The 11,977-nt window shown below is 34.8% G+C and carries 11 protein-coding genes and 1 pseudogene; all 12 read right to left on the bottom strand.

The genetic code is table 11. The features are described from left to right. Positions 1–80 precede the first annotated feature (80 nt). Positions 81–1,193: a non-hydrolyzing UDP-N-acetylglucosamine 2-epimerase gene (wecB, locus tag OL233_RS09360; RefSeq protein WP_275472053.1), complete on the bottom strand. Its 1,113-nt coding sequence runs from the start codon at positions 1,191–1,193 to the stop codon at positions 81–83. Position 1,194: 1 nt separating this feature from the next. Continuing rightward, positions 1,195–2,466 carry a glycosyltransferase family 2 protein gene (locus OL233_RS09355; RefSeq protein WP_275472052.1) on the bottom strand — a complete coding sequence of 424 codons (1,272 nt, stop codon included), beginning with the start codon at positions 2,464–2,466 and terminating at the stop codon, positions 1,195–1,197. A gap of 201 nt (positions 2,467–2,667) precedes the next feature. After that, positions 2,668–3,519, bottom strand: a complete 852-nt coding sequence (locus tag OL233_RS09350; protein WP_275472099.1) for a MetQ/NlpA family ABC transporter substrate-binding protein — start codon at positions 3,517–3,519, stop codon at positions 2,668–2,670. Beyond that, positions 3,508–4,188: pseudogene (locus OL233_RS09345) on the bottom strand (methionine ABC transporter permease); the annotation flags it as partial. The pseudogene OL233_RS09345 and the gene OL233_RS09350, both read right to left, overlap by 12 nt. Next, complete coding sequence (locus OL233_RS09340) at positions 4,181–5,218, bottom strand: methionine ABC transporter ATP-binding protein (protein ID WP_275472051.1); 1,038 nt, start codon at positions 5,216–5,218, stop codon at positions 4,181–4,183. The gene OL233_RS09340 and the pseudogene OL233_RS09345, both read right to left, overlap by 8 nt. Positions 5,219–5,591: 373 nt before the next feature. Further along, positions 5,592–5,924: a glycine cleavage system H family protein gene (locus OL233_RS09335; protein WP_275472050.1), complete on the bottom strand. Its 333-nt coding sequence runs from the start codon at positions 5,922–5,924 to the stop codon at positions 5,592–5,594. 32 nt (positions 5,925–5,956) lie between these two features. Further along, a complete protein-coding gene (locus tag OL233_RS09330; protein ID WP_126832535.1) occupies positions 5,957–6,313 on the bottom strand; it encodes an arsenate reductase family protein in 357 nt (118 codons plus the stop codon). Positions 6,314–6,433: 120 nt separating this feature from the next. Further along, positions 6,434–7,618 carry an FtsW/RodA/SpoVE family cell cycle protein gene (locus tag OL233_RS09325; RefSeq protein WP_275472049.1) on the bottom strand — a complete coding sequence of 395 codons (1,185 nt, stop codon included), beginning with the start codon at positions 7,616–7,618 and terminating at the stop codon, positions 6,434–6,436. A 92-nt stretch (positions 7,619–7,710) separates the two neighbouring features. Continuing rightward, positions 7,711–8,703 carry an alpha/beta hydrolase gene (locus OL233_RS09320; RefSeq protein ID WP_275472048.1) on the bottom strand — a complete coding sequence of 331 codons (993 nt, stop codon included), beginning with the start codon at positions 8,701–8,703 and terminating at the stop codon, positions 7,711–7,713. A gap of 158 nt (positions 8,704–8,861) precedes the next feature. Then, positions 8,862–9,491: a uracil phosphoribosyltransferase gene (gene upp, locus OL233_RS09315; protein ID WP_126832529.1), complete on the bottom strand. Its 630-nt coding sequence runs from the start codon at positions 9,489–9,491 to the stop codon at positions 8,862–8,864. A 134-nt stretch (positions 9,492–9,625) separates the two neighbouring features. Further along, the gene (gene glyA, locus OL233_RS09310; RefSeq protein WP_275472047.1) at positions 9,626–10,870 is read right to left on the bottom strand and encodes a serine hydroxymethyltransferase; all 1,245 of its coding nucleotides are present in this window, start codon (positions 10,868–10,870) and stop codon (positions 9,626–9,628) included. 61 nt (positions 10,871–10,931) lie between these two features. Beyond that, positions 10,932–11,954 carry an L-threonylcarbamoyladenylate synthase gene (locus OL233_RS09305; RefSeq protein WP_275472046.1) on the bottom strand — a complete coding sequence of 341 codons (1,023 nt, stop codon included), beginning with the start codon at positions 11,952–11,954 and terminating at the stop codon, positions 10,932–10,934. Between the last annotated feature and the right edge of the window lie 23 nt (positions 11,955–11,977).

Genomic DNA, 11,977 nt, shown 5'->3' with positions numbered 1-11,977 from the left:
TCCTTGTACAATATTAAAGAGAACACTATTATTAATACTAAAAAACCACCACTTTCAAACACAAGTAGCGGTTTAGTCAATTATTTTTTTAGTGAATCAATCAAATGATCAACAATACGTCGACTTGCTTGCCCATCCCCATAAGGGTTCTGTGACTCTGCCATTCTTGTATAGATTTCAGGATGAGATAAAAGATCTTCGATTTCTGCGAGTACCCCGTCATAAGTTGTTCCAATTAACTTAACGGTCCCTCTCGTTACTGCTTCTGTTCTCTCAGTTGACTCCCTCAATACTAGAACTGGCTTATTCAAATGAGGTGCTTCTTCTTGAACACCTCCAGAATCTGATAAAATCAAAGCAGAATGCGCGATTAAATTATGAAACTCAACTACATCTAGTGGGCTAATTAAGTGTACTCTGTCATGATCGCCTAAAATAGCTTTCGCCGTATCTTGTACGACAGGGTTTAAGTGAACTGGAAAAACTAATTCATAATCTGGATGATTGTCCAACACTTGTCTAATCGCTTTAAGTGTTTGCTTCATTGGTTCTCCCAAGTTTTCTCGCCTATGCATCGTTAACAGCATTAATTTAGACTCTTTATTATTTTTTTGAACAATCTCATCTATGTCGGTCTTACCGACCGTATAACTCATCGCATCAATTGCCGTATTTCCTGTCACAATAATAGCTTTTTCAGATATATTCTCTTTAAGTAAACTCTCTTTATTTTCAGGTGTCGGAGCATAATAATAGTCTGCCAAACGATCAATCAACTGGCGATTCATCTCTTCAGGAAAAGGTGAATACTTGTCATATGTTCTTAATCCTGCTTCGACATGCCCTATTGGAACTTGATTATAAAAAGCAGCTAACCCGCCTACAAAAGCGGTCGTTGTATCACCATGAACAAGAACAACATCAGGTAGCTCTTGTTCTAAAATAGGTGTCAATTTTGTTAAAATAGCTGTAGTAATTCCTACTAATGTTTGATTTTTACTCATAATCTCTAAATCATAATCAGGACTAATGTCAAAAATATCTAAAACTTGCTGTAGCATTTCCTTATGTTGACCTGTTGAAACGACAACAGATGTAATTTCCTCACGACTTTCTAGTTCTTTCACAAGTGGTGCCATTTTAATTGCTTCCGGTCTCGTTCCAAATAACGTCACTACTTTCAAATTTTTCATATCATGCCTCCTCTAATTCTTGTGATGTATTTAGGTGTACAGTTTTTTCCCATGTACTGTTATTAGTAATGTAGCGATAAATTGCAGAATAAGCTACTGGTATTAATGTTAAATTATATACCGGAATAGTCAAACCATATAATGAACAGCGTAAGAAGCTTAAACCCGTCCTTCGCCAATATACGGTACTTAAAGTCAGTGATATCAGTAGAGATAAAAGAATAATAACTAAAAGAACCCCATTTAAATCCAATCCTTTTTTTACTACTCCATAGAATTGTAACATCATTACAGCACCATGACCAATAACCGAAACAGCTGTTACAAAAGGTAAAAACATATAAAAGTACATCTCTAATTTTGCTCTTAATGGAATCGTTTTGCTTTTTAAAATAATTCCACTATATTTACCAATACATTCGATTCCACCTTGTGCCCATCGTGTTCTTTGTTTCACAAGTGTCTTAATAGAACTTACGGGCTCTTGAATCACTTTTGCATCTTCCAAATAGTAAGTTTTTTTACCACGTAGAAGCAGCTTTGTGCTTGATTCAAAGTCTTCTAATAAAGAATTTCCCCAAACTTCTGTTAAAGGCAGATCAGATAGCCTAAAAAATTGCCCATTACCTGATGCCGCGCTATTTCCAAAATAATTCCGAGTATTTTGAATCATGTAATTACACGATTGAAATTCAATGTCCTGCATAATATGTAACCACTTCTTTGTACTGTTCATCCCGACTGTTATCTGAACCATAGAAATATCTTTGTAACTAAAAAATGTATTAAATACTTTTTCAAAGTCTTCCATCGATATGAATGCATCTGCATCCATGATACCAATTAACGTATGAGTTAGAGGTGTTTCATTTAAAAGTCGAATATAAGTAAGTCCAGCATTAAGCGCTTCGCCTTTTCCCGTTTGAGCCTCAGGTAAGACACGATTTAAAACATGAAGTGTCTCATATTTTTCTTCTAGCTCTGCTAAAATTTCTGTCGTCCCATCATCTGAACCATCATCAATAACGAGTAAATTAATCTTTATGTTATCGTTTATTTTTTTCTGATAATGTTTATAAAAAGATTCCACCGTTGAACGTGCGACATAACACTCATTCATCATTGGTATCATGATATACATTGTATATGGCTCATAGATTTTGAAGCAATCATTTCGATGTCTAGGAAATACAAATAAAAAGGCACTCCAAAAAAAGTAGATAAAGACGCCTACGAATGATAACAAAACCAACATTGATAAAATATTAGCCATCTATTCCTCCTAAAAAACTAGAAATAAAACTAATCCTATTTGACGAAAGTATGGTTAGTTTTATTTCATTTTTACTTTTTTTTAGAGTAACATATCACGTCTTTATATTTTTACATTTTATTTTTGGGATTTATCAACAAATAAAAAAGTATCATTCTTTATATAATTAAATATATTCTTTGTGTCCAATAACTTTTCGATTTAATCAATTGGCTGGATTTTTCCATCCCATTTTTTCATTATCCATTTTTTTACAGACTCTGAATGAATGACATTTTTTAATGTTTCAATTTCCTTTGAAGAGTCATTATCTTTTCGAGAGACGAGAATATTTCCATAAGGGGATTGTTCTTTCTCCACCAATAGTCCATCCGTTTTAGGGGATAATCCAATCGTGTCCGCATAATTAGCATTGATTGCAATTAAATCTGCTTCATCATTCTCATACGCTGTTGTTAATAACTCTGGATTTAATTGATGACTAAATTTAATATTTTTAGGGTTTTCCACAATATCATCAAAGGTTGCATTAAGTAAGCTGACACCTTGCTTTACTTTTACTAAACCCGCTTCTTGTAAAATTGTAATCACACGCCCCCAATCGGCTGTAGAATTACTAACAAGTAAGGTTGCATTTTTAGGTAACTCCTTAATAGAGTACCACTTCTTGGAATATAATCCCATCAATTCAATATGAACAGCACCTTGATTAACAAAGTCATAATTATTTTCAGCTACTGCTAAATCGAAAAATGGTTCATGTTGAAAGTAATTAGCGTCTATTTCTTTTTCTGCTAAAGCTTTATTGGGTAAGATAAAATCATCAAATTTAACAACCTCAAGTTGAATACCTTCCTTTTTCATTAAGGGTTTGATATGCTCTAAAATCTCACTATGAGGTGTTGGAGAAGCTCCTACTTTTAATACTTTTAAATCAGTCGTTTCATTTTTAGTAGTTAAGCTAAAGCCAAGAAGAACAACTAACGCTAAACTTCCGATTATTCCCCAAACTTTTAAACTTCTTGTCTCTTGTTTATTTTGTCGTTTATCCACAGCTTTAACCACACTATCGCCTATCCCCTGGACAATAAACACAATAACTAATAGTAAAATAGTGGCAACTAAGGTCACCGTCAAATTATTTCTCATAAATCCATCTTGATACGCAATCCCTCCAAGACCACCTGCATTAATAGCTCCTGCCATAGCAGTAAAACCAATCATTGTTATTGTCGTAACTGTTCCACCGGATAAAAGTGCCGGCAAACTTTCAGGCAGCAGTACTTTTCGAATGATTTCAAAATGAGTCATCCCCATAGCACGAGATGCTTCTAGCACACCTTCGTCTACTTCTCTAAGCGCCATCTCAACCAATCTAGCATAAAAGGGTGCTGCAGATACCACTAACGCAAAAATAGCTGCCGTCGGTCCTAAGAACGTCCCTAATACTTGTCTCGTAATTGGGATGAGTAAAATAATCAATATAATAAAAGGGATTGACCGACAAATATTTGTAAACACAGATAATATTGCATAACAGACTTTTGATACTTTAGTTCCCTGCTTTTGTAAAGAAAATAAAATTAATCCTAATATTAACCCAATAATCGTAACTGCTAACATAGAGAATGTAGTCATATATAACGTTTCCCATGTTGCTTTAATTAACTGCTTCCCATCCACTTTTTCAAAATTGAAATAGGTTTCAATCCATTTATTCATATTCTGCTACCTCCACTCCAATTCCTTGGGTATTTAAAATATCTATAGCTTTTAATAACTCATCATCATTACCTAAAAGTTCTAGTACCAATGTTCCAATAGAACTTGTTTGAGTAGGCTGGATTTGACCTTGAATAATATTAACATCTACATCTGTATGCCTAATCAATTTAGAAATAACAGGTGTCTGAGCTCGTTCACCAGTAAATGTTAGTTTCACAATTTTTCCTTCTGGATAATTTTTAGCTAACTCTTTTAAAATATCAACTTGTTGACCGCCATCAGGTACAGTCTCTTGCTGTACAAAGCGTTTCGTCACTTCTTTTTTTGGCCGACTGAATACGTTGATAACATCTCCCATTTCAACAATCTTTCCTTGCTCCATTACGGCGACTTTATGACAAATCGTCCTAATCACTTCCATTTCATGTGTAATTAAAACAATCGTAACACCCATTTTTTTATTAATATCTGCAAGTAGTGCTAGTGTTTCACTTGTTGTTTGTGGATCTAATGCACTAGTTGCCTCATCACATAGAAGAAGCTTAGGTTCTGTAGCAAGTGCTCTCGCAATCCCCACACGTTGCTTCTGACCACCTGATAATTGACTAGGATAAGCTTCCTCCCTACCTTCTAACCCAACAAGAGCTAAAAGTTCTCTAGCTTTTTCCAATCGTTCAGCTTTTCCAACTCCAATTAATTCTAACGGTAACGCAACATTCTCTAACAATGTACGCGACCATAATAAATTAAAATGTTGAAAAATCATGCCTATTCCTTTTCTAAACTCACGAAGGTCTTTTCCTTTTAATGAGCTGACGAGTTGTTTATCGATTACAACCGATCCTTCTGTTGCTTGCTCTAAACCGTTAAGTAATCTTAATAGCGTACTTTTTCCTGCACCAGAATAGCCTACTATTCCAAAAATAGTCCCTGACTCTATTGCTAATTCAATACTATTTAATGCTGTAACTGTTCCTGATTTCGTGACGTAGGTTTTAGCTACTTGATGCAATTCAATATATGACATATCTAGCCCTCTTTTCATACTTTTTTATAATAAAAAAAGCCCTCATCCTCTGTTAAAAAACAAAGGACGAAAGCTATAGTTTCGTGTTACCACCTTATAATCGTAACCTCTTCACAAAGATTACCTCATTCAGTACAAGACTAAGTCTGATACTGTTGCACGTTAACGGGTGCGGACGTAATGACCTTACCCTCACATGACGGTTCACCCATTATTGCTCAAAGACCATCTTCGTTATTCTTTCAGTTACCCACTCACACCTAACAGGGCTCTCTTTAAACTTTCCAAATAAGTACTCTTCTTTTCAAAGCGTGTCGATTATCTAATTTTTTAAAGTTTACCAAGCTATAGATTTTCTGTCAAATAAAAACCACTATGCCAATGCTAAAAGGTCTTCTTCTGAAACATCTGAAATACTAATCAACCAAGCTTCTTCCTCTACAGGGTTGTCTAAGGCTGAAGCTTCTTTAACAACAGCTGGGTTAACTTCACAGACGGTCCCTTTACATGGCATTACTAATTCTGTAACGGCTTTTTCAGCTTCTAGCTCTGCAAAAGTATCGTTCTTATCTAACACATCGCCCACTTTAGGTAGCATTACAAACGTCACACTACCAAAATCATCTTGACCAACATTAGTTAATCCAATACGATATGTCTCATTTATTTTTTTAATCCACAATTGATTGTTATTAATTTTCTTCATCTTATTCGTACTCCCTTAATCTATGATATGGACTATTTTAAAAGTGCCTCATAGTCTGCCTCTTTAAAACCAAGTAAAACTGGTGTTCCTTTTTTCTCTAAGATTGGACGCTTAATTAACATACCATCTACGCATAAACGACCTGCTGCCTCTTCATTTGAAAAATCATTCACGATAGTTTTAAGTCCTTGTTCTCTATAACGAACGCCACTTGTATTAAAAAAACGACGCACTGGTAATGGACTTTCTTCCATCCATGCGACTAATTGTTCTTTAGCTGGAGGTGTTTCAATCATGTCGATTAAATTATACTCAATTTTATTTTCATCTAACCACGCAATTGCTTTCTTACATGTTGAACATTTCGGATACCAATAAAAATTAACCATATGAATTACCTCTTTCCCATTTTGCTTTTTTCATGTCTTCATAATTTAGTATAACATATTTCATTATTTGACAGGAAATTAAAAAAAGCTAGAGAATGGAATTCTCTAGCCTTTTTAAGTTTAACGTCGTGCATGTTTCATATCTACTTTTTGAAACCTCATCGACAACATTATTCCAACACCTATCATATTACCGAGTAAGGATGACCCACCTTGACTGACAAACGGTAATGGAATACCTGTTAAAGGTAACAAGCCAATATTAGCTCCAATATTTTCAAACACGTGGAATAAAATCATCATGATAATTCCCGTTGAAATATAAGCATAAAACTCATTATTAGTGTCAAAACAAACGCGAATCATACGATAAATCAAAACAAAATACATTAATATCATAAAACAACCACCGATGAACCCGAAATTTTCACCAATAACTGTAAAAATCATATCAGATTCTCTAACTGGAACATGAACGTCGGATACATTGAACCCTTTACCAAAAAAGCCACCTGATCCAATTGCTGTTAAAGCTTGTGCTTGTTGTAGCGACTTCCCTGATGGGTCATGGAAAGGATCTAACCATGAATCAATACGAGCTAATTGGTACTGTTTAACACCTGCATCATATAAAAAACCTCTGCCAGACTCGGTCGTCACTAAGTAAATAACCCCTATGGCCACAACTGCAAATATTGAAATCGCTGGAATAATAATCTTCCAACTAATACCAGACATTAAAAATACACCACCTAAAATGGCAACATAAACTAAAGTTGTTCCTAAATCTTGTTGAAATTTTAATAATACAATAACCGGAATGGTCGTTAAGACCATTTTTCCTATTAATATAAAGTCATTTTTTACAGTATGTGGGTATTTCGAGTTATGCTGTGTAACTGCATATGCTAACATTAAAATATAAGCAATTTTCATCAACTCTGACGGTTGGAACATCAATCCACCAAAGTTAAACCAATTTCGTGATCCTGTTACAGCTGCTAAATCTGCATCATGAAACCAAATCAATGCCGTCATAACCAATAATCCTAATACATAAAATAAGGGTGTCAACTTCCATAATAACTTTGAACTGAACTGCATTAAAATGATAACAGCCACTCCACCAATTAAAACCCACAAAACTTGTTTTAGCATAGTCGTTCCGACTGCGTCAACAAGCGGATTATGAGTAAGTGCCACATATAAAGCCGCTAACCCCATTAAAATTAAGATAAAAACAGGTAAGATAATACCATAGTCAATCCTGTTATCTAAACTATACGTCTGTTTATTATTTTTCATTCCACATCTCTTTTCTATCCCATTGTTTACTTACTTCATTATATTGAAATCAGTGTGTATCGTACCCTCTTATACAAAATCTTAAACATTTTTTAGTCTTTATTTTGATTTAAAAAGTCTTTTACAGCATTCAGTGTTTTTTTAGAAGCCGGTAGTGTTAAATCAAATTGGTATTCATGCTGTAGATTTTCTTTGTTATCATGATACACTTCGGTTACTTCAGTACCTAATTTTTTCATTTTTTTACCAAAGGCTTGACCTTGTTCTGTAAATGAATTTGCAGTTGCATCCGTGATAAATACGGGTGGTAAAGTCGTGTTAACTTGCTCTTGCAAATCAGCTTCTTTAACTAGTGAAGATTCTGACCAATTGGCCTCACCAGTATAGGCCCAACCGATATTTTTTATGAAATAATCTGCAACTGTTGAACCTGTTGATTGTCCCATTTCTTTCAACGAAAATGGTGTGCAAAATAACAGACTGCCCTTAATTGTTTCAGGTTTAATATCTTGTGGTAAACCTATCAACTTGCTATATGCTTTATCCAACTGAGCCAATTCAAATTGAGTAACCACTTGCCCTCCTGCTGAATCTCCTGCTAAAAAGAGCGATGACATGTCTAGCTTATAATGATCTGCTTGCGTTTTTAATTCTTGGTATAAATCACTCATTTGAATTAATGGACCTGGGTATTTGCTACCAGGTGCTAGTGCATATTCCATATTAACTACGGCATACCCTTCAGCAGCTAATGTATTCGCATAGATACTAACATCTTCCTTTTGGCCGCCTACAAATGCACCACCATGCACCCATAATATAACAGGAAGTTTACCTTTAACTTCTTTCGGTCTAATCAAATCATAACGATTATTTGGTAATAGCGAATCATACGTTAAATCTTTTTCAATCGTAATAGTTGATTTAACAGTTTTATAATCACTCGGTGGTTTAGCTGGACCACCATTTGAAAATAACTGATGTACGAGATAACTTGCTGGATACGGTGTAAAGCTCACGATAAATAGGGTAAATACGAAACAAAAAAATAACACAATTCCTGTGTTTTTTAAAATATCTTTCATCTAAGTTAAACCTTTCTTTCTGACTGTCGCTTTCATTTTACATCCTTTAACTATTATACAGTTAGTACTATTGTATCGTTTTTTTTTACCAATCACAACTTAAATCCTCACCAAAAAAAGATAAGTTAACAAAAGTGCTAACTTATCTCTTTAATCTATTATTTAGTGCCGAATAAACGATCTCCCGCATCTCCTAAACCTGGTACGATATAACCATCTTCATCAAGTTTTTCATCTAAACCTGCTGTGATAATATCAATATCTGGATGAGCATCTTGTAATGCTTTAACACCTTCTGGAGCAGCTACTAAACAAACAAATTTTATGTTCGTTCCGCCGCGTTTTTTTAGTGCATCAACAGCTAAAATTGCTGACCCACCTGTTGCAAGCATTGGATCTACAACAAATAATTGACGTTCTGAAATATCAGACGGTAATTTAACGAAGTATTCTACTGGTTCCCATGTATCATGGTCACGATACATCCCAATATGACCTACTTTAGCAGCTGGAATTAATTCTAACATTCCATCAACCATTCCGATACCTGCGCGAAGAATTGGAATAATTGCTACTTTTTTACCTGATAATGTTTTTTGAATTGATTTTCCAACTGGTGTTTCAATTTCAACATCTTCTAACGGCATATCACGTGATACTTCAAATGCCATTAACATAGCGATTTCATTTACTACCTCACGAAATACTTTCGTACCACATTCTTTGTCACGAATAATTGTTAGTTTGTGTTGAATTAACGGATGATCAATAACTTGAAATTTTCCCATAGCCTTATTCTCCTTCTTCTAGTATTGGTATAAAATACTATAATACCAACATCTATTTTTTTATCACTAACTATTGTAATCGAAAAAAGAGTGTATGACTAGTCATACACTCTTTTTTTATAAACTTTATTTTATTAGCGATATAATGGAAACTTTTGAGTAATAGATTTTGCATGAAGTGCGATATCAGCTAACTTATTATCATCATTTTTACATATTAAAGCCATATCAATTAATTCTGCAATTCTGACAACATTAGGCTCTAACATTCCACGTGTTGTCACCGCAGCCGTCCCTATTCTAATACCACTTGTTTTAGATGGACTCAATATCTCAAACGGGATACTATTTTTATTAACAGTAATATTAGCTTTTTCAAGAATAGCTTCAGCCTCTTGACCATTTACTCCATAACCAGTCACATCAATCAATAACAAATGATTATCTGTTCCACCACTAATCACACGTGCTTTTTTACAAGTGTTAAATACCTCAGCCATTGCTTTAGCATTTTTGATAACTTGTTTTTGATAATCAACAAATTCTTCTGTCATAGCTTCTTTAAATGCCACCGCTTTTCCAGCAATAACATGCATTAACGGTCCACCTTGAATACCTGGGAAAATAGCACTATCTATTTTTTTAGCTAACTCTTCGTTATTAGTTAAAATCAAACCACCACGGGGACCTCTTAAAGTTTTATGTGTCGTACTTGTTACCACGTCTGCATATTCCATAGGATTTTGATGTAATCCCGCTGCCACTAAGCCTGCAATATGCGCCATATCTACCATCAATAATGCTCCTACTTCATCAGCAATCTCACGGAATTTTTTAAAGTCAATATAACGACTATAAGCACTTGCACCTGCAACAATTAATTTTGGTGATACTTCTCTTGCTCTTATACGAAGCACATCATAATCTATTTTTTCAGTTTTTGGATCTACTTCATAATCATAAAAATCATACATTTTACCACTAAAGTTAACTGAAGCACCATGAGTCAAATGACCACCATGCGATAAATTCATACCTAATACAGTATCGCCTGGTTCAATTAAAGCCTTATATGCTGCAGTATTCGCTTGTGAGCCAGAATGCGCTTGGACATTCGCGAATTTAGCAGAAAATAATTGTTTTGCTCGATCTATCGCTAATTTTTCAACGATATCTACATACTCGCATCCACCATAGTAACGTCTACCAGGATAACCTTCAGCATATTTATTTGTTAAAATACTCCCTTGTGCTTCCATAACAGCACGGGAAGTAAAATTTTCTGAGGCAATGAGCTCGATGGTATTCTTTTGACGATTATCTTCTTTTACAATCGCTTGCCAAATCTGAGGATCTAATTCTTCTAAGTAATTTTCCATAGTTATCACCCTTGTACTTTTTTTTACATTATAGCATATAACATTTTAGGTAAGCTATTTATTAAGACGGCACATGTCCCTCTGCTGCTTTGTTCAATCTATTCATATAAGCTAATCCCATACCTATTTCAGGGTAAACTGATGTTAAAATAACATCAAGATCTTGCGAACTGTCATCTAAATAACGTAACCCTGAAAATAACAGTTGGCTAGCTTCTTCAACGTTATTTTTATCCGTCAAATTGAAACTATCTGTAACTTCATCTTTAAAACTTAAGCACACGTCAAGAGGAGCTAATATCCCTACTCGGTATCCTTCACTCTTAGCCCATTGGATAGCTTCGTTCCAAGACAATTTAGATTCATCAACTAACCATACAGACGTATTAGGCGAATAGTGTTTATACTTCATACCTGGTGCTTTAGGTTGTTCTTCACCCAAAACCTCTAATCGATGATTACCTAATTTACCTATCACTTGTTCAATTTCTTTTTCTGTCACGTTACCTGGTCTTAAAATAACTGGCTCATCTGCTGATAAATCTAAAACTGTTGATTCAAGCCCTACACGAGTTGGGCCATCATCTATAATACCAGCTATCTTCCCTTGTAGATCATGAAAAACATGACTCACTTGTGTTGGACTTGGTTTTCCTGATGTGTTAGCACTTGGTCCAACAAGTGGGATACCTGCTTTTGAAATTAACTCAAGCGTCGCTTTATTATCTGGGATCCTAAAGGCTGCTGTATCAAGGCCACCAGTTACAACAGATGGCAAGCTTCCTTTTTTTATCTTGAAGATTAAAGTTAACGGACCTGGCCAAAACTTCTCCATTAAAGAATAGGCTTGTTCAGGTAGTTTCTCTACATACTTAACGAGTTCTTTTTCATCAGACAGATGAACAATCAAAGGATTATCACTTGGTCTTCCTTTAGCCTGATAAACTTTTTTAACTGCTTCTGAATTGGTAGCATCTGCACCTAAGCCATAGACGGTTTCTGTAGGGAAAGCGACCAACTCCCCTAGTTTAATCAAAGACGCAGCTTCATCTAATTCTTCAGATGTAAAATAAATTGTTTTCATTGCTCTCGACTCCTTTCTTATAA

Source organism: Vagococcus proximus (assembly GCF_029143285.1).
Lineage (GTDB): Bacteria > Bacillota > Bacilli > Lactobacillales > Vagococcaceae > Vagococcus_D > Vagococcus_D proximus.
The sequence above is the reverse complement of the archived record's forward strand: the minus strand, read 5'-3'. Positions and strand labels throughout refer to the sequence as shown.

Excerpts from the sequence above, each read along its gene's own strand:
- OL233_RS09325 (WP_275472049.1), bottom strand. The coding sequence starts at position 7,618 with ATGAAAAATAATAAACAGACGTATAGTTTAGATAACAGGATTGACTAT.
- wecB (WP_275472053.1), bottom strand. The coding sequence starts at position 1,193 with ATGAAAAATTTGAAAGTAGTGACGTTATTTGGAACGAGACCGGAAGCA.
- OL233_RS09355 (WP_275472052.1), bottom strand. The coding sequence starts at position 2,466 with ATGGCTAATATTTTATCAATGTTGGTTTTGTTATCATTCGTAGGCGTC.
- OL233_RS09305 (WP_275472046.1), bottom strand. The coding sequence starts at position 11,954 with ATGAAAACAATTTATTTTACATCTGAAGAATTAGATGAAGCTGCGTCT.
- OL233_RS09340 (WP_275472051.1), bottom strand. The coding sequence starts at position 5,218 with ATGTCATATATTGAATTGCATCAAGTAGCTAAAACCTACGTCACGAAA.
- OL233_RS09335 (WP_275472050.1), bottom strand. The coding sequence starts at position 5,924 with ATGAAGAAAATTAATAACAATCAATTGTGGATTAAAAAAATAAATGAG.
- upp (WP_126832529.1), bottom strand. The coding sequence starts at position 9,491 with ATGGGAAAATTTCAAGTTATTGATCATCCGTTAATTCAACACAAACTA.
- glyA (WP_275472047.1), bottom strand. The coding sequence starts at position 10,870 with ATGGAAAATTACTTAGAAGAATTAGATCCTCAGATTTGGCAAGCGATT.
- OL233_RS09320 (WP_275472048.1), bottom strand. The coding sequence starts at position 8,703 with ATGAAAGATATTTTAAAAAACACAGGAATTGTGTTATTTTTTTGTTTC.
- OL233_RS09330 (WP_126832535.1), bottom strand. The coding sequence starts at position 6,313 with ATGGTTAATTTTTATTGGTATCCGAAATGTTCAACATGTAAGAAAGCA.